Annotated in this window: 21 protein-coding genes; 6 read left to right on the top strand and 15 right to left on the bottom strand. The window is 72.3% G+C overall.

Features of this window, described 5'->3' with window-relative positions:
• Window positions 1-420: 420 nt before the first annotated feature.
• Both OG417_RS33810 and OG417_RS33815 read right to left on the bottom strand, forming a co-directional pair.
• Complete coding sequence (locus tag OG417_RS33810) at window positions 421-984, bottom strand: snapalysin family zinc-dependent metalloprotease (protein ID WP_329237312.1); 564 nt, start codon at window positions 982-984, stop codon at window positions 421-423.
• A 147-nt stretch (window positions 985-1,131) separates the two neighbouring features.
• Window positions 1,132-2,070 carry a LysR family transcriptional regulator gene (locus OG417_RS33815; protein WP_329237315.1) on the bottom strand — a complete coding sequence of 313 codons (939 nt, stop codon included), beginning with the start codon at window positions 2,068-2,070 and terminating at the stop codon, window positions 1,132-1,134.
• Between the two features lie 154 nt (window positions 2,071-2,224).
• Here OG417_RS33815 and OG417_RS33820 point away from each other — a divergent pair, with 154 nt between their 5' ends.
• Entirely contained in the window at window positions 2,225-3,565 is a 1,341-nt protein-coding gene (locus tag OG417_RS33820; RefSeq protein ID WP_329237317.1) for an amidohydrolase family protein, read from the top strand.
• Between the two features lie 139 nt (window positions 3,566-3,704).
• Here the strand turns inward: OG417_RS33820 and OG417_RS33825 are convergent, their stop codons facing one another.
• On the bottom strand, window positions 3,705-4,469 hold the full coding sequence (locus tag OG417_RS33825; RefSeq protein WP_329237320.1) for a class I SAM-dependent methyltransferase: 765 nt from the start codon (window positions 4,467-4,469) through the stop codon (window positions 3,705-3,707).
• Window positions 4,470-4,665: 196 nt separating this feature from the next.
• Between OG417_RS33825 and OG417_RS33830 the strand changes: the two genes are divergently transcribed.
• The gene (locus tag OG417_RS33830) at window positions 4,666-5,121 is read left to right on the top strand and encodes a response regulator (RefSeq protein WP_329237323.1); all 456 of its coding nucleotides are present in this window, start codon (window positions 4,666-4,668) and stop codon (window positions 5,119-5,121) included.
• Window positions 5,122-5,124: 3 nt separating this feature from the next.
• Here OG417_RS33830 and OG417_RS33835 read toward each other — a convergent pair whose 3' ends face one another.
• From OG417_RS33835 to OG417_RS33880, 10 genes are all read right to left on the bottom strand, one after another.
• Window positions 5,125-6,780 carry a sensor histidine kinase gene (locus OG417_RS33835; RefSeq protein ID WP_329237326.1) on the bottom strand — a complete coding sequence of 552 codons (1,656 nt, stop codon included), beginning with the start codon at window positions 6,778-6,780 and terminating at the stop codon, window positions 5,125-5,127.
• A 22-nt stretch (window positions 6,781-6,802) separates the two neighbouring features.
• On the bottom strand, window positions 6,803-7,177 hold the full coding sequence (locus OG417_RS33840; RefSeq protein ID WP_329237328.1) for an STAS domain-containing protein: 375 nt from the start codon (window positions 7,175-7,177) through the stop codon (window positions 6,803-6,805).
• A 389-nt stretch (window positions 7,178-7,566) separates the two neighbouring features.
• Window positions 7,567-8,598 carry an ADP-ribosylglycohydrolase family protein gene (locus OG417_RS33845; protein WP_329237331.1) on the bottom strand — a complete coding sequence of 344 codons (1,032 nt, stop codon included), beginning with the start codon at window positions 8,596-8,598 and terminating at the stop codon, window positions 7,567-7,569.
• A 106-nt stretch (window positions 8,599-8,704) separates the two neighbouring features.
• Window positions 8,705-9,712 (bottom strand): 2-hydroxyacid dehydrogenase, encoded by a 1,008-nt coding sequence (locus tag OG417_RS33850; protein ID WP_329237333.1) that lies wholly within the window; start codon window positions 9,710-9,712, stop codon window positions 8,705-8,707.
• Entirely contained in the window at window positions 9,709-10,347 is a 639-nt protein-coding gene (locus tag OG417_RS33855; RefSeq protein WP_329237336.1) for a histidine phosphatase family protein, read from the bottom strand. Before OG417_RS33855 ends, OG417_RS33850 begins: the two co-directional genes overlap by 4 nt.
• Before the next feature lie 64 nt (window positions 10,348-10,411).
• Window positions 10,412-11,890, bottom strand: a complete 1,479-nt coding sequence (locus OG417_RS33860; RefSeq protein ID WP_329237340.1) for an FGGY-family carbohydrate kinase — start codon at window positions 11,888-11,890, stop codon at window positions 10,412-10,414.
• Window positions 11,887-13,377, bottom strand: a complete 1,491-nt coding sequence (locus tag OG417_RS33865) for an FGGY-family carbohydrate kinase (RefSeq protein ID WP_329237342.1) — start codon at window positions 13,375-13,377, stop codon at window positions 11,887-11,889. The genes OG417_RS33860 and OG417_RS33865 overlap by 4 nt, the downstream gene beginning before the upstream one ends.
• Window positions 13,378-13,402: 25 nt before the next feature.
• Complete coding sequence (locus OG417_RS33870) at window positions 13,403-14,638, bottom strand: sugar ABC transporter permease (protein WP_329237344.1); 1,236 nt, start codon at window positions 14,636-14,638, stop codon at window positions 13,403-13,405.
• On the bottom strand, window positions 14,631-15,449 hold the full coding sequence (locus OG417_RS33875) for an ATP-binding cassette domain-containing protein (RefSeq protein ID WP_329237347.1): 819 nt from the start codon (window positions 15,447-15,449) through the stop codon (window positions 14,631-14,633). Before OG417_RS33875 ends, OG417_RS33870 begins: the two co-directional genes overlap by 8 nt.
• A 32-nt stretch (window positions 15,450-15,481) precedes the next feature.
• On the bottom strand, window positions 15,482-16,555 hold the full coding sequence (locus tag OG417_RS33880) for a substrate-binding domain-containing protein (protein WP_329237350.1): 1,074 nt from the start codon (window positions 16,553-16,555) through the stop codon (window positions 15,482-15,484).
• A gap of 271 nt (window positions 16,556-16,826) precedes the next feature.
• Here OG417_RS33880 and OG417_RS33885 point away from each other — a divergent pair, with 271 nt between their 5' ends.
• Window positions 16,827-17,645 (top strand): DeoR/GlpR family DNA-binding transcription regulator, encoded by an 819-nt coding sequence (locus OG417_RS33885; RefSeq protein WP_329237353.1) that lies wholly within the window; start codon window positions 16,827-16,829, stop codon window positions 17,643-17,645.
• Between the two features lie 88 nt (window positions 17,646-17,733).
• On the top strand, window positions 17,734-18,549 hold the full coding sequence (locus OG417_RS33890; protein WP_329237356.1) for an SAM-dependent methyltransferase: 816 nt from the start codon (window positions 17,734-17,736) through the stop codon (window positions 18,547-18,549).
• Window positions 18,550-18,597: 48 nt separating this feature from the next.
• On the opposite strand, the gene OG417_RS33895 is transcribed toward OG417_RS33890, so the two are convergent.
• Window positions 18,598-19,335, bottom strand: coding sequence for a class I SAM-dependent methyltransferase (locus OG417_RS33895; protein WP_329237357.1), 738 nt, complete (start codon window positions 19,333-19,335; stop codon window positions 18,598-18,600).
• A 323-nt stretch (window positions 19,336-19,658) separates the two neighbouring features.
• On the opposite strand from OG417_RS33895, the gene OG417_RS33900 reads away from it, so the two are divergent.
• Window positions 19,659-20,867, top strand: coding sequence for a PP2C family protein-serine/threonine phosphatase (locus tag OG417_RS33900; RefSeq protein WP_329237360.1), 1,209 nt, complete (start codon window positions 19,659-19,661; stop codon window positions 20,865-20,867).
• Window positions 20,868-21,088: 221 nt separating this feature from the next.
• On the top strand, window positions 21,089-22,459 hold the full coding sequence (locus tag OG417_RS33905) for an ABC transporter permease subunit (protein ID WP_329237363.1): 1,371 nt from the start codon (window positions 21,089-21,091) through the stop codon (window positions 22,457-22,459).
• A gap of 22 nt (window positions 22,460-22,481) precedes the next feature.
• Here the strand turns inward: OG417_RS33905 and OG417_RS33910 are convergent, their stop codons facing one another.
• Window positions 22,482-23,690, bottom strand: a complete 1,209-nt coding sequence (locus tag OG417_RS33910; protein ID WP_329237365.1) for a glycosyltransferase family 4 protein — start codon at window positions 23,688-23,690, stop codon at window positions 22,482-22,484.
• Window positions 23,691-23,778 lie beyond the last annotated feature (88 nt).

Consider the following 23,778-nt stretch of genomic DNA (forward strand, 5'->3'; position numbering starts at 1 on the left):
AACGGAGGGAGGGACTAGGCCGGTGACTTCACGAATCCGACCATGACGGCAACAGAGTGTGGGCCGACTTCCGCAGAAGACACCCTTTGGAATTCCTACCTTTCAAACGGATAATCGAGTATCTCCGGGTTAAGAAAAGCGGTCAAACTACACTACGCTTCCATTCGTTACTCTCGGCAATCAGATTGTCCAGCTCTGCATGACTTCGCAGGTAACTGCTTTTAGTGGGTAGGACCAACTGGGGCCGTCGTCCACATCAGGACACGGTTCGGGAAACCATTGGAAGCCGTGACGGTCCCGACCGCGAAAGGGAATCAGCCGACCGGGAACTCGGGGCCGAGCGGATGTCGGTGAGTGGGCGGCACGCAGCGCCCGCCGCCCCATGAAAGGACGGCGGGCGCGATGGGTGGAGCGGGCGCGTCAGGGGGCGTCGACGATCAGGGCGAGGCTCGCCGGCGGCACGGCCGCGGGGCTCGCGTAGTTGGCGTCGGCGGCGGCTCGTTCCGCGGCGTTCGGTGTCGCGTTCGTGCAGGACACGCCGCCGGTCGAGCCGGACATCAGGGACGAGCACGGGCCGGGCTTGTTGTCCGGCAGGCCGAGGCTGTGGCCCAGTTCGTGTGCGGCGATGCGGATCGTGTTGTAGCCCTCACTCACCGCCTCGCGGCCGAAGTAGACCGTGCTGCGCCGGCCGCCGGGGCGGGCCGGGCCGAGTGTCGTCTCCGGCCAGCCGTCGTAGGCGATGATCTTGATTTCGGCGGTCTGGCCTGCGGTGGCCTCGACCAGGCGCACGTTCTGGACGCTGGCGTTCCAGGAGTTCGCGCCGGCGACGACGGCGCTGCGGAACTCCGCGGCCTGGCTGTCGTCGTAGTGCAGGACGATCTGTGTGAGGGGGGGTGGCGCGGCGTGGGCCGACGGGACCACGACCGCGGAGACGGCGAGTGTGGCGGCGCAGGTCAGTGTGCGGACGGGGATGCGGTGGGCCATGGCGGGGGCCTTCCTCGGTGGGAGATGAAAGTGCCGGATCCCAGGGGCAAGGTCCGCCTCAGACTATTCATGACACAGGCCCGTAACAAGCAGCAAAGGCAAGCGTCACCGGATGCGGTCAGGGGCCGGTCCCGTCGAGCCGCGGGACTACTCGCCGGTGTGAGTGCCGCGGCGGCGGCGCCAGGCCGCCGCCGCGGTGTCGTCGTCACTGGCCAGCACGATGCGCAGGAACTGCCGGGACACCGGGCTGGGCCGGCGCGCACAGGAGGCGGCGAGGGCGATCTCGTACGTCGGCGGGCGCGGGCGTACCGGGACGAACCGCAGGTCCTTGACGTCCTCGGTGATCGGGACCGGCACGAATGCGATGCCGACCCTGAGGCGTACGAGGTCCAGGATGCTCGACATGTCGGCCGTCTCGAACGTGGTGTGCCGCTGCTGGATCCCGGCGGTGACGAACGCCCGGTCGACCACGCCGCGTACGCCCCAGCCGGGCGGGAAGTCGATGAACGTCTCCTCGATCACGTCGTGGAGATCGATGGACCGGGCCCCGGCGAGGCGGTGGCCGGGCGGACACGCGAGCACGACCTCACCCGTCGTCAGCGGGTACAGGTCGATGCCGGGCACCGCGCCGATGGTGATCAGCACGGCCAGGTCCATGCTGCCCTCGCGCAGCCGCTCGATGTGGCCCACGGTCCCGCGCGCCTCGGGCGCCCGCAGCCGGATGTCCACCAGGGGGAACCGCTCGCGGAACACGGCCAGTGACTCGCGGATGTGATCGGGGGTGACGCCGAACAGCACGCCCAGCTCCAGCGTGCCGCGCAGTCCGCCGCCGGCCTCCTGCACCGCCTGCCGCGCGTGCCGTGCGGCGGACAGCACCCGCCTCGCCTCGGGCGCCAGCGCCCGCCCCGCCTCGGTGAGGGTGACGCGCTGCTTCGTGCGGTCGAACAGCGGCGCCCCGAGCTCACGCTCGAGCGACCGCACCGACGTGGAGACGCCCGACTGCACGATGTGCAGGCGTTCGGCCGCCCGGGTGAAGCTCCGCTCCTCGGCGACGGCCAGGAACACCTCGAGTTTCCGCGTGTCCATGTGGTCCCGTCATCTCTGATTCAGATCGAGCCATCCGACTTTGATGTTGGACATCGATGGACAGGGGGGCGAAACATTGGAGACGGCACAGGAACTCGTCGCCCGGGGTCACGGCGGGGCAGACCGGCGCACACCCTGATCCACCTGGAGGAACATGTCCACCCTACTCATCCGCTCCGGCCATGTGACCAGCCTCGATGAGTCGATCGGCGAGATTCCCGACGGCGACGTACTGATCGACGGCGACACGATCAAGGCGGTCGGCCGGGGGCTGGAGGCGCCCGGCGCCAGGATCGTCAACGCCGCCGGGAAGATCGTCGTTCCCGGCCTGGTCGACGCGCACCGCCACGTCTGGCAGAGCGCGATCAGTGGCGAGACGTCCCCGGAGAACTGCCTGGGGACCGTGCTCGCCGAGCTTCCCGACCGGTACGGGCCCGAGGACGTCTACGCGGGTGTGCTCTGGGGCGCCCTGCGGGCGATCGACTCCGGGGTCACGACGGTCGCCGACTGGTCCCACATCATCACGACACCGGCCCACGCCGACGAGAACGTGCGGGCCCTGCGCGACTCCGGGATCCGGGCGCTGTTCCTGTACGGGCCGCCGATCGGCGAGGACGTCATGAAGTGGTTCGTGCAGAGCACGGTGCCGCACCCGTCCGACGTCCGGCGCGTACGGTCCGAGCTGCTCGGCGACGACACCGCGCGGGTCACGATGGGCCTGGCCCTGCGGGGGCCGGAGTCCTCCACCCCGGAGGTCACCGCGGCCGACTTCCGGCTGGCACGCGAGCTGGGCGTACCGATCAGCATCCGCTCCGGGCTCCCGGCGTACCTGGCCCGGTCGCGGACCATCGAGACCCTCGACCGGCTCGGCCTGCTCGGCCCCGACGTGCACCACGCCCACGGCACACGGCTCTCCGCCGCCGACCTGGACCGGATCGCGGCCACCGGCGGCTCGGTCGTCGCGTGCCCGACGGCCGACGTGTCCATGGCCAGGGCGACCGGGACGAATCGGTTCCCGATCACCGGCCGCGCCATCGCGCACGGGCTGCTGCCGGCCCTCGGCACCGACATGGCGGCAGGCGGTGCCTCCGGGCTGTTCGCGGAGATGCGGAGGGCCCTCGCGAGCGAGCGCGAGCGCGCGATCGTCGCCAGGTCCACGCACGGCGAGACGCCGGTCCATCTCACCGCCCGGGACGCGCTCCGGCTCGCGACCGTCGCCGGCGCGGCGGCGCTGGGCCTCGCCGACCGCATCGGCACCATCAGCCCCGGCAAGCGCGCCGACCTGGTGATCGTGGACGGCCCGATGGCGTCTTGGCGGGATCCTGCCGCCGTCGTACTCGAGTCGGACGCCGCCGACGTCGACACGGTGATCGTCGACGGTGTGGTGGTGAAGCGGGCCGGCCGCCTGGCCGGGCCTGTGGCGCGCCGGGCGGCGGCCCTGCGGGAGGCGTCGCGGCGGCGGCTGTCCGCCTGGACCGGACTCGTCCCCGCATGAGACACGCCCCTGTGGTCACCCTCCCCGACGCAGGAGGGCTCATGACCGAGCGAAGCGAGGGAATCAATAGACGCGCCCCTGTGGTCACCCTTCCCGACGAAGGAGGGCTCATGACCGGCCGGGTGCCGGCCGGGACGGGTCAGGCCGGTTTGACGGCGCTGACGGCGCGGGTGCTCATCCACGGTCCGCCCCACCACATGCGCCACCCCAGCGGGCGGAGGCGGACGTCCGCCAGGCCCAGCTCCGTCAGGCGGCGCCGGTACGCGTCGGCCGCCGAGATATCGGCGATCAGCAGCCGCCCGCCGGGCCGCAGCACGCGTACGGCCTCATCGATGGCGCGCGCCCGGCCGTCGGCGCCCTTGATGTTGTGGACGGCGAGGCTGGAGACGATCACGTCGAACGACGCGTCGCCGAACGGCAGCGCGGTCATGTCACCGGTCCGCAACTCGACCCGGTCGCGGACGCCCTCGGCCTCGGCGTTGCCCTCGGTGACGGAGATCGCGTTGCCGGACTGGTCGACGCTGCGCCACAGGTCGACGCCGACGGCGCGGCCCTTCGGGAGTCGCTCCGCCGCCAACAGCAGCACCGCTCCCCTGCCGCAGCCGAGGTCGAGCAGCCGCTCGTCGCCGCGCAGGCCGAGATCATCGAGAAGCCCGTGCCAGACCGCGAACTTCCCTCGCCAGGTCGCGTGGAGGTACAGCGCCACGCTGACCAGATTGAACGCGGCGACCGCGAACGGAATCCAGCCGAACTCGATGCCCACGCCGAACGTCACGCCGATCCCGGCGAACACCGTCCCGACGACCGCGCACGCCAGACCGAACAGCGCGTACGGCGCGTCCACACCGTACGATCCTCGTCTCCGCACCATGATCACGAACGGCACCGTACTGAGAACCGGCACCGGGCGCACCCGGCACGGCTCCGGCCGTCACCGAATCGAGTTTGTTGCCGTGTGACAATAAACGAGGCATGCCGGGGTCATCACGCGCCGGTACGCCCATAGAATCGGTCCGACCGCGCCGGATGACACTCGTCGCCGGCGCGCCCCCATACCCGCTGTGGGCTCGCGGTGTGAGCCCGCCAGGACAGGAGTCGCGATGGCCGCCCAGGCACCGGTACGCCCCTACCGCATCCTCCTCGTCGAGGACGATCCCGCGGACGCGCTGCTGGTCGAGGAGGCCCTGCTCGACGGCTCCGAGGGGGATCGGTCTCTCGTGCAGGTGCCCGACGGCGTCGCCGCGCTGGAGCACCTGCGCGATCCCGGCCAGCCGCGCCCGGACCTCATCGTCCTCGATCTCAACATGCCGCGCATGAACGGCTCCGAGGTGCTGAAGATCCTCAAGCAGGAGCCCGCGCTCAAGGCCATCCCGGTGGTGGTCCTCACCACGTCCGCGGCGGATGAGGACGTCGCGACCGCGTACGCCACCCACGCGAGCGCGTACGTCGTCAAGCCCGTCAACCTGGACGACTTCATCAAGGCGGTGCGCAACATCGACACCTTCTACCGGGAGTTCGCCGAGCACCTGCCCAACGACCCGTCCGCCGGCGGCTGAGGCTCAGTCCTCCTCCGCCGTCTCCGGCTCGCTCGCCTGGGCCGGCAGGGTGAAGGTGATACTGGCGCCGGGCTCGTGGGCGGGGTCCACCCCGATGGTGCCGCCGTGGAACTCGACGACCTTCTTGCACACGGCCAGGCCGATCCCGGTGCCCGGGTAGGCCTCTCGGGTGTGCAGGCGCTGGAAGATCACGAACACCCGCTCGGCGTACTCGGGACCGATCCCGATGCCGTTGTCGGTGACGGCGAAGTGCCACATGTCGCCGTGCCGCTCCGCGGTCACCCGGATCTCCGGCGTCCGGTCGGGTGAGCGGAACTTGACGGCGTTGGACAGCAGGTTCTGCAGCAGCAGGCCGAGCTGCCCGGGGTCTCCGGTGACGGTGGGCAGCGGGTCGTGGGACAGCCGGGCGCCGGCCTCCTCGATGGAGAGGCTCAGCGTGCTGACCGTCGTGGCGTACACCTCTTCGAGGTCCACGTCGACGCGGGCCTCGTGGACCCGGCCGACGCGGGAGAACTGCAGCAGGTCGTTGATCAGCGCCTGCATGCGGTTGGCGCCCTCGATGGCGAAGTCGATGTACTGGTTGGCCCGCTCGTCGAGCTGTTCGCTGTAGCGGCGCCGCAGCATCTGGCTGAAGCTCGCGACCTTGCGCAGCGGCTCCTGCAGGTCGTGCGACGCGACGTAGGCGAACTGCTCGAGCTCGGCGTTGGAGCGCCGCAGGTCCTCGGCCTGGTCGGCGAGCTGGTCACGGGCCTCGCTGGAGAAGGCGAGCTCCTCGGTGAGCCGCTGCCGCATCGCCTCGACGCCGGTGGCCAGACGCCGCAGGTCGGCCGGGCCGTGGCCGGTGATCGGATGGCCGAAGTCGCCGTTGGCGACCTGCCCGGTGTCGGCGGCGAGCCGCTCCAGCGGCATCGTGATCCCGCGCCGCAGGCCGACGAACACCAGCACGGCGATCGCGAGGATCACCACCGCGATGCCGAGGAAGACCGCGTTCCGCTCGGTCCGCACCGTGTGGAGGTCGGCGCGCCCGTCGGCGCGTGCCTGCGTCAGGTGCCGCTGCTGGGCGGTCATCGCCGCGCGCAGCGCGTCGAACTCGGCCTTGCCCTCGGCCGCCCGCTCGCTCGCCGGGCGCGTCACCGCGTCGCCCTTAGCGGTGGAGAGGGGGTCGGCGATCCGCGTCCGCCAGATCTCCGCCCGTTGCGTCACCAGTGCCAGGTCGGCGCGCTCCCGCGGGGTCACGGACAGCGCCCGCAGCGCCCGCAGCGCGGTGGCCTCCCGTGCGCGGCCCTCGTTGTAGGGATCGAGGAAGTCCGAGCGGCCGGACAGGCCGTACCCGCGGATGCCGGTCTCCTGGTCCAGCATGGCGGCCTCGTAGCGGATCGAGGCGACGAGCGCCGACGACTGCCGGTCGACCAGCTGGTCGGTGACCGCACCCTCGTGGCTCAGCACCCAAACGCCCAGGACGCCCAGGATCGCCAGCACCGCCAGGGCGGCGCCCACGCCGATCTGCAGCCAGCGCCGGGTGGTCAGCCTCGACCGTGCCGCCGGATCGGGAGCCGGCCGGTCCGCGCCGGACCTCGGCGCGGTGGTCTCCTCCGCGGGCGGGGCGCCCGCTCCCGCGACGGGCTCCGCAAGGGAGGACGAGCTGGATTCGGGGGGCATGAACGCTTCGCTTCCAGCGGCCTCAGCCGCGCGCCCCCACCGCGGCGTCGCCGTCGCGGACGGCCTGGACGGCCGCCTCGGCGGTGTCGTAGATCGGCAGGACCCGGACCAGCTGGGTGATCTCAAAGACCTTCCGCGCCTGCGCGGACGGCGCCGCGATCGCCAGCGAGCTGTCGTGCGGGCGGAGCCGGTGCACCACGCCGACGAAGACGCCGAGGCCGATGGAGTCGACGAAGTCCACGCCGCTCAGCTCCAGCACCAGGCGGTGGTGACCCTCGTCGATGAGACGGATCAGCAGGTCGCGCACCTGTGGAGCGGTTGCGACATCGAGCGCCCCGGCGAGCGTCACGCTCACGATGCCGTCGTCCGTCACGATGTGCTCGACGCTGAACTCCATGCCGTCCTCCAATGGCTCCCGGCACCTCACTGACGATCCGCGCCGCGCAGGTGTTCCCGGGGAGGTCGCCCCGAATCGTTCTCCGGCGACATCTTCTTCTCGCCTGGTCACACATTATGACCGCCAAGCCGATGCGCCGCGACGGGTCGAGTGCCGCAGCTCATGGCCGCCTCCGCGCGCACGGGGCGAGACGGCACGGCCCGAGGAGGTAGGCGCCGGTTCCGGGCGCGAACGGGCCAGGCCGCCCCGCCTGGAGAGGCGCCCTACCCGGAGAGATCGCGAATACACGGAGAAGGCAGGTCCCGTCACCTTACGTGACGAACCGCCGGCCGGGGAGTCGGTGGTAATCCCACGGTGGGTCGAGGGGAAACTCTTCCCGAGGTTCCTGATCAACGGAGTCCCCGGTAGACCCAGTCCGGCAGTATCTCGACCAGGTAGAGCCATGGGCCGGGCGCGATCGCGGGTCCGGCCCGTCCCATGTCGCCGCGGCCGTTGCGCGCGGCCACGACACCGCCCGTGATCGCGCAAACGGTGTCGACGTCGCCGAGTCCCTCCGCGGCCGTCCAGAGCGCGTCGGTGAGGCTGTGCAGGTGATGCGCCGCGCACCACAGGGCGAACGGGACCGTGTCCTCGGCGCGGATGCGCTGCCCGTTGCCGAGGATGTCGGCGGCGCGCCAGGCGGGGGTGTCGCCCGGCAGGTCCGCGGCGCGCAGGATCCCCTCCCGGGTCGGCCCCGCGGGCGTGTGCGCCGCGACCGCACCGAGCAGGTCTGCTCCATAGAGCGCACCCTCCCGGTACGTGGGCATCGGCGGCCGGCCCGGCTTCTCTCTCCACCGGGCCTCGTGGTCGGTCCAGCCGGCCACGGCGAGGGCCGCCGCCACGGCCACGGCGACGGCACCCGCGATGCCCTCGGGGTGGGCGTGGGTGACGTGCGCGGACCGTCTCGCCTGCTCGACGGTGGCGTCGAGGTCCGGGCCGAACCAGGCGCCCAGCGGAGCGGCCCTCATCGCCGCGCCGTTGCCGAGGCTGCCCTGCCCGTCGAACAACGCCTGCGCCGCCGTACGCCACGCACCCGGCTCGGCGCCCAGGCGCGGGAGCAGTTCGTGCATCCCGGCGCCGTACCCGCGGCCCGGATCGGCGGCGTACGTGTCGGCGAACGTACGGGCCAGCTCTTCTTCGACGATCTCGCCGTGCCGCAGGAGCACTCGTACGACGCCGAGCGCCATCGCGGTGTCGTCGGTCCAGTGCCACACCCCGTCGGGCCCGTGGTTCTGGCCGGGCCCGGGTCCATCGGGAAGGCTCCGCGCGGCGATCTCCCGGCGGGCCTCGGCGCCGGACCGGAAGAACCACCGCTGGCCGAACGCGTCTCCCAGGGACAGCCCCATGACGCAGTCGAGGACCGCACGGGAATTCACGATCATGACCACAGCATTCCAGACGTCCGGGACGACGCGGCATCGCGGCGAGCCGTTCGCACGCCGCCGGTTCCTGCGGACCGGCGGCAGGGCGCCGCGGCCCGGCCGGGCGTCACGCGGGGTGGGCCAGCGGCTCGCCGCGCAGATGGCGGGCGACGTCCTCGGCGAGGATGGTGGCGGCGTTGACGGCGGTCTGGCGGCTGGCGCCGGCCAGGTGCGGCGTCAGGGTCACCCCCGGCGTGGACAGCAGCCGCGACCCGGCCGGGATCGGCTCTTCGGGGAACACGTCGAACGCGGCGCCGAACAGGTGCCCGCCCTCGATCGCGTCGCAGACGGCGTCGTAGTCGAGCAGGGCGCCGCGGGCACAGTTGACGATGATCCCGCCGGCCGGCATGGCGGCGATCTGCGCGGCGCCGATCATTCCGGTGGTCTCCGGCGTGACGCGGGCGTGCAGCGAGATGACCTGCGAGCGGGCCAGCAGGTCGTCGAGGGAGACCAGCTTGGCCACCGTCGACTCGGTCAGGTACGGGTCGTGGATGAGGACGTGCGCGCCGAGGGCGGCGAGCATCTCGGCGACCCGGTTGCCGACCGCGCCGCCGCCGATCAGGCCGATGGTGCTGCCGCGCAGTTCGATGCCGACCTCGTCGTAACGGTAGTAGTCGCTCCGCCACCGGCCGGCGGTCAGCTCGGCGTGGGTCTGCGGGATGCGGCGCGCCGCGGCGAGGATCATGCCGAGGGTGTGCTCGGCGGTGGCGCCCGCGTTGCGGCCCGGCGCACAGCAGACCGCGACGCCGTGCTCGGCGGCGGCCTCCAGGTTGGCGTTGACCGGACCGCCGCGGCCGATGCCGATCAGCCGCAGCTTCGGGCTCGCCTCGATGACCCGGCGGGTCAGCGGCGCCATCTGGGTGAGGCAGATCTCGGCGCCGGCCAGTGCCTCGATGAGCTGGTCCTCGGTGCCGGACGCCTCGTCGACCTCCGCCACCCGGCCGAACGGCACGATCGGCCAGTCGAGGGTGAGCTCGGTGAACTCCAGCTCCTCCGGCACGCGCTCGCGCACGGCGTCGATGAGAAGGCGGTTGAGGACGAAGTGGTCTCCGGCCGCGAGCACGCGGGTCGTCATGAGATCTCCTGGACGGCGGTGATGCGTTCGATGGGCGTGTTGAACTCGAGGAGGGCGGCCCCGCCCTGCCCGCCCGCCAGCCGGACCTCGGTCAGCGCGCAGTTGCGCAGCGACGGGAAGACCCGGCGGTAGTCGCGCAGCGGTACCCCGATCAGCTCACACAGCGCGAGCCGGATCGCCGTGGAGTGCGCGACGACGAGGACCCGGTCGTCCGGGTACCGCCCGGCGAGGTCGTGCAGGCAGCCGGTGAACCGGCGTGCCGCGTCGGCGGGATCCTCCCCGCCGGGCAGGTGGTCGGTGACCGGGTCGGCGCGGAACGCCCGTAGCGCCTCGGGGAACCGCTCATGCATTTCCGCGGAGGTCATGCCCTCGCCGTGACCGAAGTCCAGCTCGCGGAAGCGTTCGTCCACGTTCAGCGGCACGCCGGCGGCCTCCGCGCAGGCGGTGGCGGTGAGCTGGGCGCGGGTCAGCGTGGAGGTCCAGACCGCGGCGAGCCCGGCGGTCGCGGCCCAGGCGGCGAGCTGTTTGGCCTGGTCGAGGCCGCGGGAGGTGAGGGCGATGTCGCTGACACCCGCGTAGCGGTTCTCCGCGTGCCACTCCGACTCCCCGTGGCGGACCAGGACGAACTGCGTCATGAATCTTCCTTCGTCGGAGAGAGTGACCACAGGGGCGTGTCTTCGATTCCCTCGCTGCGCTCGGTCATGGTGACGTCCCTTCCTCGGTGCGGGTGCGTGCGTGTTCGGCGGTGGGCTCGGGCAGCCACCCGCGCCGCTCCAGCTCCGCCACGAACCGCAGGTATCCCTCGTCGAACCGGCCGTCACGCGGGCCCGGGTCGATCGTCTCGCGTACGGCGACCATCGCGGCGGCCACCTCGGCGACGCGGCGGCCGGGTGACGCGGCCAGTACGGCCGCACCGAGCGCCGCCTCGGGGTCGGCCGGGAGGATCACCGGCCGGCCGAGCACCCGGGCGCGGAGCCGGCACCAGTACGCGCTGCGCGCCGCGCCGCCGGTGAACGTGAGGTCGCCGTCCACCGGCGCACCGAGCAGGTCGAGATGGTCGAAGCACAGGCGCTCCAGGTAGGCGATTCCCTGGAGGAGCGCGGCGTAGTCGTCGCCCTCGTCGCCGGTGCTCCCGAGCAGGAAGCCCTCCGCGTCCGGCGCGGCGAACGGGAACCGCTCGCCGCGCGAGACCAGCGGGTACGCCAGGGCCCGCGCGGGTTCGTGGTCCGCGGCCCGCCGGTCCAGCTCCGCCAGGTCGCGGCCGGGGAAGTCGCGGGAGATCGCGCCGGCGCCCGTGCTGGAGGCCCCGCCGGGCAGCCACGCGCCGTCCGGCGCCCGGTGGGAGTACACCACGCCGTACGGGTCGTGCAGCGGCTCGCGGGTGACGCCCTTGAGCACGAGCGTGGTGCCCAGCACGGAGTTCCACGATCCGGGCGTGAGCCGGCCGGCGCCGAGCTGCGCGGCGCAGCCGTCGGTCATGCCGGCGACGATCGGCGTGCCCGCCGGGATGCCGGTGGCCTCGGCCGCCGCGGCGCAGACCTCGCCGATCGGCGTGCCGGAGCGTACGAGCGGCGGGAGTACCTCCGCGGGCACGCCGAGCGTGTCGAGGACGTCCGCCGGCCAGTCCTCCTCGACCAGGTGGGCGCCGGTCTTCAGCGCGTTGCTCAGGTCGGCGGGGACCGCGTGCCCGGCGAGCCGCCGGTTGACGAAGTCGGCCTGGTGGGCGAGGTGGACGGGACCCTCGTGCCGATCGAGCAGCCACAGCAGCTTCGGCAGCGCCCAGGCGGGCTGCATGCGGCGGTAACCGAGCTCGTCCCAGACCGCGGCGCCCGCCTCGTTGACGCGCCGGGTCTCGTCGGCCGCACGCGTGTCGTCGTACATCAGGCCCGGGGTGAGCGGCCGTCCGTCGCCGTCGGTGAGCAGGATCGTGCCGGAGGTGGCGTCCACCGCGACCGCCTGGACCGCGCCGCGCGGCACGCCGCCGAGCGCGCTCCGGCAGGCCGCGGCGGCCGCTCGCCACCACTCCTCCGGGTCCTGTTCGTGTCGTTCGCCCTCGCGACGGCCGGTCAGCGGGTGCGATCCCCGGCCGGCGATCACGCCGGAGGCCGTCACGGCGAGTGCGCGCACGCTCTGCGTGCCCAGGTCGATGCCGAGCCAGATCTCCTCGCCGCCCGTCATGCCGCTCCGTCGCGGAGGGTCGCGAGCGTCGGCCAGGACCGCGCCGTCGCGGCCCGCACCGTGAGGAACGCCTCGTACGCGGCGGTGTAGTGCGCGACGTTCGCCGGGTCGGGTTCGAAGGTGTCCCCGGGCCGGATGTAGGTCGCGGCGGCCTCCCGCTCGCTCGCCGCCCGGCCCGTCGCCACGGCCGCGACGAGGAACGCGCCGCGCGCGCCGGCCTCGGCGTCGGCGGTGCGGACCACCGGCACGCCCGTGACGTCGGCGAGCATGCGCAGCCAGTGCGGGCTGGCCGACCCACCGCCGCTGACCCGCAGCTCGACCGGCCGCGCCCCTGATGCGGCCAGGCAGTCGCGGATCACCAGGCACAGCCCTTCGAGGACCGCGCGGGCGAGGTGCTCGCGGTCGTGGTCGACGGACAGGCCGAGGAAGGAACCGCGCGCCCGCGTGTCGAGGAACGGCGCCCGCTCCCCCGCCGGAGACAGGTACGGCAGGAAGACCAGGCCGCCGGCGCCGGGCGCGGACCGGGCGGCCAGGTCCGACAGCGCGGCCGGGTCGTCGCCCAGGCCGAGCATGCGGCAGGCCCAGTCGACCACCTGGCCGCCGGCGAGCGTCGGGAAGGCCCGCAGGTAACGCCCGCCGAGCGCGACCGTCAGCCCCGACGGCGCGCCGTCGAGCTGCGGCTCCTCCAGCACGATCTCGGTGCAGAGCGTCGTGCCGAGGATCGTGCACGCCTGACCGGGGCCGACCGCGCCGACGCCGATCGCGGTGGCGGCCACGTCGTACGGCGCGAGGACGACGGGGATGCCCTCGGGCAGGCCGAGCTCGGCCGCGGCGGAGGCGGTCAGCGGCGCGGCGCGCCGGTCGTCGCCGCGCAGCTCGGGCAGCAGGGGCCGCGCCCACTCCATGTCGTACAGGCGGAGCAGGTCATCGGAGTAGCGGCGCGCGCGGATGTCCATGAACGGCGCCGAGCCGTCGGACTCGTCGGCGACCAGCTCGCCGGTCAGCCGGGCGAAGATCCAGCCGCCGCAGGTCAGCGAGGCGGCCGAGCGCGCCAGCCGGTCCGGGTCGTGCTCACGGAGCCAGCTGAGGATCGCGTTGGGCAGGCCGGCGAAGGTCAGCGAGCCGTTGCTGCGGAAGGCGCGTTCGAGCACGCCGTCACGGGACCACCGCTCGACGAGCGGGCCGGCCCGCCCGTCGTTCCACAGGATGGCGGGCCCGGTCGGCTCTCCGGCGGCGTCGACGAGCCAGCTCCCGTCGCCCTGCGCGGTCAGCGCCAGGTGGGTGACCGGCGCGTCCAGGCGCCCGGCCACCTGCCGCACCCCGCGGACGACCGCCTGCCAGACCTCGGCCAGGTCCTGCTCGGCGTGGCCGGGCGCCGGGTTGCGCACGGTGGTGGCCTGGCGCTCGACCGCGAGCTCGGCGCCGTCCTCGCCGTACCCGACCGCCTTGATCATCGTGGTGCCCGCGTCGACACAGACGACGGCCATGGCTCCTCTTCCTCTCGTCGGATCGTCAGGCGCGGCCGTGGGACGCGCGGGATCGGCGGGCCACCGCGTCGAGCGCCACCGCGAGCAGCAGCACCGCCCCGGTGACCATGTAGCGGTAGGAGGAGTCGAGGTTCAGCAGGGTGAGCCCGCTGGAGATCGACTGGATGACGACGATGCCGAACAGCGCGGCGAACGCGCTGCCCCTCCCGCCGAACAGGCTCGTGCCGCCGATCACCACGGCGGCGATCGCGTTGAGGTTGACGTCGCCGCCGCCGCTGCTCTGGTTGGAGGCGGCGAGCCGAGCCGCGGCCAGGACGCCGCCGATCGCGGCGAGCGTCGTGCACAGCACGAACGCCGAGGTGTAGACGGCCTTGACGTTGATGCCCGCCCGGCGGGCCGCCTCGACGTTGCCGCCCACCGCGTAGATCGACTTGCCGTACTTCGTGCGCGTCAGCACGTAGTGCGTCACCAGGACCAGGGCGAGGAACAGCACGAACATCCAGCCGACGCCCCGCGTGCGGCCGAGGTACCAGACGGCCACGCCGGCCCCGATGAGCAGCAGGACGCTCCGGACCAGCAGGCCCTGGGTCGACGCCGCGGCGAGCCCGGCCCGGCGGCGCTCGCGCGCCCGCAGGTAGCCGCTGGCGAACAGCCCGGCCGCCGCGACCACGGTCAGCGTGTACGACAGCCACTGCGGCACGAAGTCGAGCTGGGCGAAGGTGACCAGCCCGGAGTCGAACGGCAGGTTGATCGAGCCCGCGGCGCCGAGCACCCACAGCTGGATGCCGAGGAACCCGAGCAGGCCGGCGAGCGTGATGACGAAGCTGGGCACGCCGAGCCGGTTGAACACCTGCGCGTACAGCCAGCCGACCACCGCCGAGATCGCCACCGCGGCCGGCACCGCCAGCCACGGCGACAGCCCGTGGCCGACGAACAGGATCGCGGTGACCGCCGCGGCCATCCCGCTGAGCGAGCCGATCGACAGGTCGATCTGCCCGACGAGCAGCATGAACCCGACGCCGAGCGCGATGACGCCGACCGGCACGCACTCCAGCGTGAGGTTGACCAGGTTGGTGCTGGACAGGAAGACCGGGTTGAGGATCTGCATGACCGTCCAGATCACCACCAGGCCGACGACGACCGGCAGCACGCCGAGGTCGCCGCCGCGGAACCGGCCCGTCAGCGCGCGCAGCCCGCCGCCGTACTCCTCCAGCGGCGTGTCGCGCCGCGTCGGCGCGGGCGCCGTGCCGAGGTCACTCATCGTCGGCCTCCTCGTTCACCGGGTCGGCGGCGCGCCGCCCGCGCCGGGCGCGCCGGGTCACGGCGTTGTCGGCGGCGCCGGTGATCGCCGTGACGATCTCCTCGGAGGAGGTCTCCAGCGCGTCGAAGACACCGTTGTTGCGCCCCAGGCGCAGGACGGCCACCTGGTCGGCGACCGCGAGCACATCGGCCATGTTGTGGCTGATCATGATCACTCCGTGGCCGCGCTCGCGCAGCCGGTCGATCAGGTTGAGCACCTCGGCGGTCTGCGCGACGCCCAGCGCGGCGGTCGGCTCGTCGAGGATGACGACCTTCGGGTCGCCGAGCAGGGACCGGGCGATCGCGACGGTCTGCCGCTGGCCGCCCGACAGCGCGGCGACCGGGATGCGCACCGTCGGGATCTTCGCCGAGAGCTGGTCGAGCAGCTCGCGGGAGCGCACCTCCATCGCCACGTCGTTGAGACGCAGCGCGCGCAGCTCGCGGCCGAGGAACAGGTTCTCGATCACATTGAGGTTCTCGCAGAGCGCGAGGTCCTGGAAGACGGTGGCGATGCCGAGCTGCTGGGCCGCGGCCGGACTCGGGATGGTCACCACGCGGTCCTCGAACGTGATGGTGCCCGCGTCCGGCGCGTGGACGCCCGACAGCACCTTCACCAGAGTGGACTTCCCGGCGCCGTTGTCGCCGACGACGGCGACGACCTCACCGGCCGACACGTCGAGGTCGACGTCGGTGAGCGCGGCGACGGCGCCGAAGGTCTTGGTGATACCCCGCAGGGACAGCAGCGTGCCCGCTTCGGAGGGCATTGTGGACATGGCGTTTCCTACTGGACTCCGACTCGTCTCGCCTACTTGATGCCGAGCTTGGCGCAGGCCGCCGCGTACGTCTGGGTGCAGACGGCGGAGGGCTTGAGGGCGCCGCCCGGGCCGAGCAGCACCTTGGCGATGTTGTCCTTGGTGACCACGGTCGGCGTGAACAGCTGCGACGGGGTGTTGAACAGGGTGGTCTGCGCCGCGGGCGGCTTGCCCTGGATGAACTGGTACGTCACCGTGGCTGCGGCCTCAGCGACGATCTTGATGGGCTTGGAGATCGTGTTGTACTGGTCGCCGGCGATGATCCGTTGCGCGGCGGCGAGCTCGGCGTCGTTCCCGGTCACCGGAGGTACGGTCGCGCCCGCGGCCTTGAACGCGGCGATCGCGCCGCCGCCGGTGCCGTCGTTGGCCGCCACCACACCGGCGATCTGGTCGCCGAACTTGCTGATCTGCCCGCTCACCCAGTCCTGAGCCTTGGCGGGGTCCCAGTTCGGCGTGTCGTACTCGGCGAGCAGCTTGAGCCCGCTGGTGTCGACGGCGCTGTGGATGCCCTTCTTGATCAGCCCGGCGGCGGCGTCGGTCGGCGAGCCGTTGACCTCCAGGATCCCGCCCTTGACCTTCTTCTCCTTGAGGTGGTCGACCAGCGACTGGGCGATCAGGGCGCCGATCTTCTGGTTGTCGAAGGAGACGTAGTAGTCGGCCTTGGTCGCCGGGATCGGCCGGTCGTAGGCGATGACCTTCACGTTCTGCGACTGCGCGTTCCGCACGATGGTGGCGGCCGCCGCGGAGTCGACCGGGTCGATGACGATGGCCTTGACGCCCTGGGCGAGCACCGAGTTGGCCTGCTGCTGCTGCTTCGCGGCGTCGGCGCCGGCGTTCTGGTAGAGCACGGTGCAGCCGGGGCAGAGCTGTTTCATCTTGGCCTTGAACAGCGGCGCGTCGTACAGCTCGTAGCGGGTCGACGCGATGTCCGGCATCAAGAACGCGATCTTCGCGTCCTTGCTACCACCGGATCCGCCGGATCCGTTCGACGAGCAGGCCGCCGCCGCGGTGAGCGCGATCAGGGTGGCCGCGGCGGCTGCGGCCGTTCTGGGCAGGAGCTTCTTCACGTTCTCCTCCGGCGAAGGGGGACGAGGAGGCACGGCGGCCATCGGGTCACCGCCTGTTGACGTGATGAACACAACACCTCAGGCGCGAAGAATGTCAAGATTCTCGGCCTACTTAACACTGATCGCTGTTAATAACTGTTAAGAAGCGGAACGCCGGGATCGCTACGAGAGGTGGCCAGCACGCCATATCCGCGCTGTGACCGCGAAGCGGGGTGTATGTTACTTTCCACGCCAACATCACACTGCGGCGTACACGGGGGAAGGAGCCCAGGTGGCAGAGGACGCGACGGCGCCCGCCGGCAGCGACGGCGCGGCCTCGCGTGAACGCCGGGAGAAGATCCGCCAGCGCGTGGCGGACGAGGGGTTCGTGCAGATCAAGGCGCTCGCCGAGGCGTACGACGTGAGCGTGATGACCATCCATCGCGACCTCGACGTCCTGCAGAGCAAGGGCTGGCTACGCAAGATCCGCGGCGGCGCCACCGCGCAGCCGTCGGCCATGTACCACGGCGACGTACGGCACCGTCTCCAGGCGATGGCCGAGGCCAAGCGGAAGCTCGCCGACGCGGCGGTCGGCCTGGTCTCCCCCGGCGCCTCGATCATGATCGACGAGAGCACCACCGGGCTGTCGGTCGCCGAGCTGCTGCCGTCGCGCGGTCCGCTCACCGTGATCACGAACTTCCTGGCCGCGGTCAATCTGCTGGCCGGCAAGCCCGACATCGACCTGATCGCGCTCGGCGGCGCGTACTACCCGGCCTACGACGCCTTCCTCGGCCTGCGCACCTGCGACGCCATCCGATCGCTCCACGCGGACGTGCTGTTCATGTCCACGACCGCGATCACCAACGGCCACTGCTACCACCAGTCGCAGGAGACGGTCGCGGTCAAGCTCGCGCTGATGGACTCGGCCGACAGACGCGTGCTGCTGGTGGACCACAGCAAGTTCACCAAGAACGGCCTGCACCAGCTCGCGCCGCTGACCGCCTTCGACCTGGTCATCGTCGACTCCGACACGCCGGAGGAACAGCTCACGGCGCTGCGCACGCGCGGCGTCCCGCTCCACGTCGCCGGCTCCAACGCGCCGCTGTCGTGACCGAGTGCCACCCGCCGCACGCCCGGACCGTACCAATGAGCGAGTTCCGTACGCATAGGCTCTGTTTCAGGGAGACCGGGAGGTGCACATGAGCGGCGAAGCCCCACGAGGACCCGGCGGCTTCGACACGACCGTCGCCAACATCGCCCGTATGAACGACTACTTCCTCGGCGGCAAGGACAACTTCGCCGCCGACCGGGAGGCGGCCGACCGGCTCTTCGCCATCGCTCCGGAGATCAAGGACATGGTGGTGGAGAACCGCCGCTTCCTCGGCCGCGCCGTACGGTATCTCTGCGCGCGGGGCGTCCGGCAGTTCATCGACGTCAGCGCCGGGCTGCCCACGCGGAACAACACCCATCAGGTCGCCCGGTCACAGGATCCCCGCAGCGTGACGGTGTACGTCGACGACGATCCCGTCGTCCTGTCGCACGCCCGCGCCATCCTGGTCGACAGCGCGTCGAGCTCGGTGATCGAGGGCGACATCCTGCACCCGCGCGAACTGCTCGACCGGTGCCGGGACGACGGGTTGATCGACTTCGACCGCCCGGTCGCGGTCATCATCCTCGGCGCGCTGCAGTTCATCCCGCATTCGGACGAGCCGTTCAAGAGCGTCGCCCTGCTGCGCGACATGCTGCCGGGCGGCAGCCATCTCGCCCTGTCCCACGCCGTGTTCGACAACCGCCCCGACGCCGTCACCCCGGTCGAGGACGTCTACCGGGCCCTGCTGAACCGGCCGGGCGAGAACGCCGCCCGTACGCTCGACGACGTGCGCCCCTTCTTCGACGGCTTCGACCTGGCGGAGCCGGGCCTGGTGCCCCTCCGCGCCTGGCGTCCCGACAGGCCGGTGGACACCGCGCCGCCGAAGGGCATCTGGATGGCCGGCGGCATCGGCCGCAAGCCGTAGAGACCGCCCTGCCCGTCTGCGTCTCTCCACGGCTTCAGCGTGACCTCGTCATGACCGCCGTTCGGCGGTGAGCAGGATGAACAGGGCGGTCGGGAAGCCCGCTCGCCACCACGGGTCGGTTCGCAGCCGGTTCTCGTCCGGGCGGGGTTCGCGGATGTCGGTGATGACGAACCCGGCGTCGCGCAGCGTCGTGGAGTAGTACTCCAGCGGCCGCAGCCATGACGTGATGACCGAGGGCGACTCCAGCCCGTCCACCACGAAGTGCTGGTCGATGCCGCGCGCCGCGAAGTACCGCGACGCCGGCACGCTGTCGGCGGCGCCGCGCTCGGAGGCCTCGTTGTAGAAGCACGGATGCAGCGTGAGGATGACGAGCCGCCCGCCCGCGCGCAGCACCCGGCCGAACTCGCCGATCGCGCCCGACGGGTCCGGCAGGTGGCTGAACAGGTGGTTGCAGACGACGAGGTCGAGGGTCCGGTCGCCGATGGGCAGGGCGTCGACGCTCGCACACGCGTACGCGCCGCCGAGCCCGGCCGCGGCCTCGACCAGCCCGTGGCAGATGTCCATCCCGGCGACCCGCGCGCCGCGTGCCGCGAGCCGGCGCGTGAGATACCCCTCGCCGCACCCGGCGTCGAGGACCCGCAGCCCGGCGCACTCGCCGACCGCGTCGAGGAGGGCGTCGTCGGTGAGCTCGGTCCGGTAGCGGTCCCGCCCCTCCCGGATGATCTTCACCCAGTACGCGGCGTTGGCCTCCCACCGTTCACGCGTCAGCTCCGTGCCCGCGTCCACCCGATCGCCTCCCCATCCGCCTCGGCACCCGGCCTGCCAAGATCAGGAAAGTCGGAAACCGCCGGTCTGTCCAGGAGGCCGTCCAGCGCGCCGGACCGCGGGCTCCCGCGGGCCGTACGCGGGTCACGGCGCCCGTGAGTCCGGGTGGCACATACGGTGCGGTCTGTTGTCGCCCGGCAATTACGGCCGGTATCGTGGCACATCACCATCGAAGCGGGCTTCCCGCTCAAGGAGCGGGAGTGTGGGACAGTGACCACGGTTCGCGGGGCGGACGGGACGTCAGATCCGGCATCACGGTCGGCTCGTGAGAGGCCGAGACCCCGGTGAAGACCCTTGGCGCGTCGTCGTCGGCGGGCGTTCCGGTGGTGGGGCGGGACGCGCTGCGGATCTTGTTGATCGAGGACGACCTGGGCGACGCGGTGCTGGTCCAGGAGTTCCTCGACGAGGCGGACCTGGACGCGGGCCTGACCGTCGCCCGCAGCCTCGCCGAAGCCCGCGACCTGCTGGCCGGCTCCCCGTCCTTCCATTGCGTGCTGGTGGACCTGTCGCTGCCGGACGCCGACGGCCTGGACCTGCTGCGGAAGGTCCTCTCGCTGGCCCCTCGTGCCGCCGTGCTCGTGCTGACCGGCCTGAACGACGTGCAGGTCGGGGTGGCCGCGGTCGCCGCCGGCGCCGAAGACTACCTGGTCAAGCAGGATGTCGAACCCGCGCTGCTGGCGCGGGCGCTGCGGTACGCGCTGGAGCGCAAACGCGCCGAAGAGTCCGAGCGCGAACTCGTCGAGGCACGCCTGCTCAGCCGGGAGAACACCCGGCTGGCCCAGGGCCTGCTGCCGGTGCCACGGCTCCGTGACGACCGGCTGCGCCACCACACCCGCTATCGCCCCGGCCACCGCCGCGCCCTGCTCGGCGGGGACTTCTACGACACCATCCAGACCCCCGACGGCGCCGTCCACCTCATGATCGGTGACGTCAGCGGCCACGGGCCCGACGAGGCCTCGCTCGGCGTACGGCTCCGCATGGCCTGGCGCACGCTCGTGCTGACCGGCCTCACCGGTGGCGACCTGCTCAGCACGCTCGACGAGGTCCTGACGCTCGAGCGGTGGACCGAAGAGATCTTCACCACCCTCTGCATGATCACGATCGCGCCCGACCAGTCCCACGCCACCGTCTACCGCGCCGGTCATCCCCGGCCCCTGCTGTTCGACGCCACCACCGTCGAGGCCCTTCCGGAGGCCGACTGCGGCCCCGCGCTCGGGTTGTTCCCCGACGCCGAGTGGCCCGCGTCCACCGTCGCGCTGCCCGGCGCCTGGGCGTTGATGCTCTACACCGACGGGCTCATCGAAGGACGCGTCGGCGACGGCCCCCGGCGTCTCGACACCGAGGGCCTGCTCGCGCTCGCCCGCGACGCACTGAGCAACGGCCTGACCGGGCAGGACCTGCTCGACGCCCTCGTCGCCGAGGCCGAGAGCCTCAACGGCGGCGGGCTCACCGACGACGTCGCCGTCCTCCTGGTCAGCGGAGAACGGCGGTGACGGCGTCCTGAACGCCCACGGCCCGTGCGCGTACGTCACCGCGCCGGTGGGCCCCGGCGACGTCATCGGCATCGCCCGCCTCTCCGTGCCGGTCGCCGAGCCGCACCGCTGAGCGACACGGCGCACCGGCCCTGGGCGCGTCCGCTTTCCGCCGATCCCTCGATCACCGGCGCGCCGGGTGGAATCATGTCCGCGGATGAACGTGCCCCGAGGAGGCGACGGTGAGCCAACCCCCCGGCGAGTCTCCGGCCGACGAGTCCCCATCGAGCGGGTTCACCGGCGGTGAGCCCACGTCCGGCCGTACGAACGAACCCGGCGACGGCCCGGCCGACGCGACCCGGACCGACCGTCCGCGCGAGGCCGCCTCCGGTGAGCAGGCCGGGCCGCGCGCCTCCGCACCGGCGGGCGTACCCCAGGGGCAGGGCGCGGCGCCGTGGTGGGCGCAGCAGCGGCCGGCGGCTCCCCCGCCGTCCGGCATGCCGCAGCAGCCGCCCCCGCCGCCGTACCACCCGCAGCAGCCGCGGCAACCGCCCTGGGCCTACGGACCCCAGGCTCCGCCGGCACGTCCCGGCGGACCGGTCGCGCCGGACGCGCCCGCAGGCCGCGACCGGCTCCTTCCGCACCTGGTCTGGGAGGGCGTGCTGCTGGTCGTCACCGCCGTCCTGATGATCGGCGTGGCCGCCGGCGCCTCCGGGCACGGCGTCGAGTCGGCCCTGAGCCAGGCCGGATACCTCGGTCTGCTGGCCGCCGGGCTGGCGTTCTCACTGCGCACCGGTTCCCCGAACCTCGCGGCCGGGACCATCACCGCCTTCAGCGGCACGCTGGCCGCCTATCTCGCCACCGGGCACGGGTGGGGGACGTTCGCCGCCCTGCTCGTGGCGGTCCTCCTCGCCGCGTTCATCGGGCTTTTGCTCGGCGCCCTGGCCGTCCTGTTGTCCGTGCCGTCCTGGGCACTGACCCTGGGGGCCGCCGCCGTCCTGCAGGCGATCATGCTCAAGATCACTCACGGCATGCTGATCCCGATACGGTTCGGCTCGTACTCCACCGCGATGTGGTACGGGATCTTCTTCGTGGTCTCGGTGGGCGGCGGGGCGCTGTGGCTCGTACCCGGCGTTCGCGGGGCGCTCGGCGGTGCCCGCAGGACGGGCGACCCGGCGCGGTGGACCGACCCTCGCGGCGGTCTCGGCGTCCTTGCCGGGCTCACCGGCTCGAGTTTCCTCGCCGGGCTGGCCGCCGTTCCGCTGCTCATGTTCTTTCGCCAGGCCGAGCCGGACACCGTGACTCTGACGACGCTCCCGCTCGCCGCCGTGCTGCTGGGCGGGGTGAGCGTCTTCGGACGGCGGGCCGGGGTGTTCGGCACCCTGCTCGCGGTCACGATCCTCGCGCTCATCCACTGGATCATCGCCTACAACGGCGGTTCGTCCTGGATCGGCACGCTCGTCGTCGGCCTCGCGGCGGTCGTCGGCCTCGGCGTCAGCCGGGGGATCGAGAGCATCACCGACACCCTGAACCGGACCCGTCCCGCGACCGCCGCTCCCCCGCCGCCGTTGCCTTCGCCGTACGTCCCGCCACCGCCGCCGCCCGTCCGCTGAGCGGCCGTCTTACGGGCCGCGCTCAGCGGGGCAGGACGCGGCGAAGACGGCGGCGCCACCGCGCGGAGTAACGCCGCCATCCGCGGACGTGACGGTCCGCGGCCAGCTCGGCGAAGAGGTGTTCGTACCGCTCGACGATGGGCCCGGGGTCGAAGCGGCGGGCGGAGACCAGCGCGGCCTGCCCCATGTGACGGCGGGCGGTCTCGTCGGAGACGAGTTCGAGGAGCGCTTCGGCCAGGGCCCCGCCGTCGCCGACCGGGACGAGCAGGCCGTCGACGCCGGGCGTGATGATCTCCGCGGGGCCCAGCGGGCAGTCCGTGCTCACCACCGGCACTCCGCAGCGCATGGCCTCGGCCAGGGTCATGCCGAAGGACTCGGCGGAGGATGCGGACGCGACGATGGACGCCTGCGCGAACTCGGCCTCGATCGGAGAGCGCGCCCCCATCAGCCTCGCCTGGCCCTCGAGGCCGCGCTCCCCGATCAGCTCTTTGAGCCGTTCCCGCTCCGGACCGGCGCCGTAGATTCGCAGGGTCCACTCGGGGTACTTGGCGGCGACCTGAGCGAACGCGTCGATCAGCAGGTCGAAACGCTTGCCGGGGACGAGCCGCCCGGCCGCCGCGATCACCGTCGCGGTGCCGTCCGACGGCGGGATCGGCGGCTCGGGCACGATGTTGGGCACGGCCAGCACGCGGACGCCCGGCAACGGCATCCGGGCCCGGTAGACGGCGGCGTCCGCCTCGGTCGTGGTGACCACGGCGTCCAGCTCGGCGTAGTGCCGGGCCAGCTCGGCGCGCAGCCTCTTGCCGTGAGCGTCGTGGGTGAGGTGCTCCTGCGCGATGCGCAGGGCACGGCGCGGGCCGAACCGGGCGAGGTAGACGTTGATACCGGGGCGGGTGCCGATGATCACGTCGGCCGCGCAGCGGCGCAGGTGTTCCTCGGCTCGCAGGTCGGTGAGCCGGCTGTACTGCCGGTACCGCTTCTCCGCGGCCGGGAAGACGACCGCGGGCTCGCGCAGCAGCGGGTCCGCCATGTCGGGTGAGCCCTCGCGCAGGTCCACCAGCGGAACCAGCCGTACGCGCGGATCGACCTCGAACCGGGGGTGCGCGCGGTGGCGGAGCATGGAGACGATCTCCACGTCGTGGTGGTCGGCGAGCGCGGCGGCCAGGTTCCACGTCGTACGGACCGTCCCGCCGATGCCGTAGGCGTTGTGGAGCAAAAGTGTGATCTTCACCGGCCGTGTTCCGGTCCTCTCCCGTCCGTGCCGCCCTCCCGGGCTCATGACACACTCGACGCCTCTTCTACAATGCAATAGAATTTCT

This window comes from Actinoallomurus sp. NBC_01490, assembly GCF_036227085.1.
GTDB lineage: Bacteria > Actinomycetota > Actinomycetes > Streptosporangiales > Streptosporangiaceae > Actinoallomurus > Actinoallomurus oryzae.

What these genes read in the sequence shown, in the direction of transcription:
- OG417_RS33810 (WP_329237312.1), bottom strand. Translation starts at nt 984, where the DNA reads ATGGCCCACCGCATCCCCGTCCGCACACTGACCTGCGCCGCCACACTC.
- OG417_RS33815 (WP_329237315.1), bottom strand. Translation starts at nt 2,070, where the DNA reads ATGGACACGCGGAAACTCGAGGTGTTCCTGGCCGTCGCCGAGGAGCGG.
- OG417_RS33820 (WP_329237317.1), top strand. Translation starts at nt 2,225, where the DNA reads ATGTCCACCCTACTCATCCGCTCCGGCCATGTGACCAGCCTCGATGAG.
- OG417_RS33830 (WP_329237323.1), top strand. Translation starts at nt 4,666, where the DNA reads ATGGCCGCCCAGGCACCGGTACGCCCCTACCGCATCCTCCTCGTCGAG.
- OG417_RS33835 (WP_329237326.1), bottom strand. Translation starts at nt 6,780, where the DNA reads ATGCCCCCCGAATCCAGCTCGTCCTCCCTTGCGGAGCCCGTCGCGGGA.
- OG417_RS33840 (WP_329237328.1), bottom strand. Translation starts at nt 7,177, where the DNA reads ATGGAGTTCAGCGTCGAGCACATCGTGACGGACGACGGCATCGTGAGC.
- OG417_RS33845 (WP_329237331.1), bottom strand. Translation starts at nt 8,598, where the DNA reads ATGATCGTGAATTCCCGTGCGGTCCTCGACTGCGTCATGGGGCTGTCC.
- OG417_RS33850 (WP_329237333.1), bottom strand. Translation starts at nt 9,712, where the DNA reads ATGACGACCCGCGTGCTCGCGGCCGGAGACCACTTCGTCCTCAACCGC.
- OG417_RS33855 (WP_329237336.1), bottom strand. Translation starts at nt 10,347, where the DNA reads ATGACGCAGTTCGTCCTGGTCCGCCACGGGGAGTCGGAGTGGCACGCG.
- OG417_RS33860 (WP_329237340.1), bottom strand. Translation starts at nt 11,890, where the DNA reads ATGACGGGCGGCGAGGAGATCTGGCTCGGCATCGACCTGGGCACGCAG.
- OG417_RS33865 (WP_329237342.1), bottom strand. Translation starts at nt 13,377, where the DNA reads ATGGCCGTCGTCTGTGTCGACGCGGGCACCACGATGATCAAGGCGGTC.
- OG417_RS33870 (WP_329237344.1), bottom strand. Translation starts at nt 14,638, where the DNA reads ATGAGTGACCTCGGCACGGCGCCCGCGCCGACGCGGCGCGACACGCCG.
- OG417_RS33875 (WP_329237347.1), bottom strand. Translation starts at nt 15,449, where the DNA reads ATGTCCACAATGCCCTCCGAAGCGGGCACGCTGCTGTCCCTGCGGGGT.
- OG417_RS33890 (WP_329237356.1), top strand. Translation starts at nt 17,734, where the DNA reads ATGAGCGGCGAAGCCCCACGAGGACCCGGCGGCTTCGACACGACCGTC.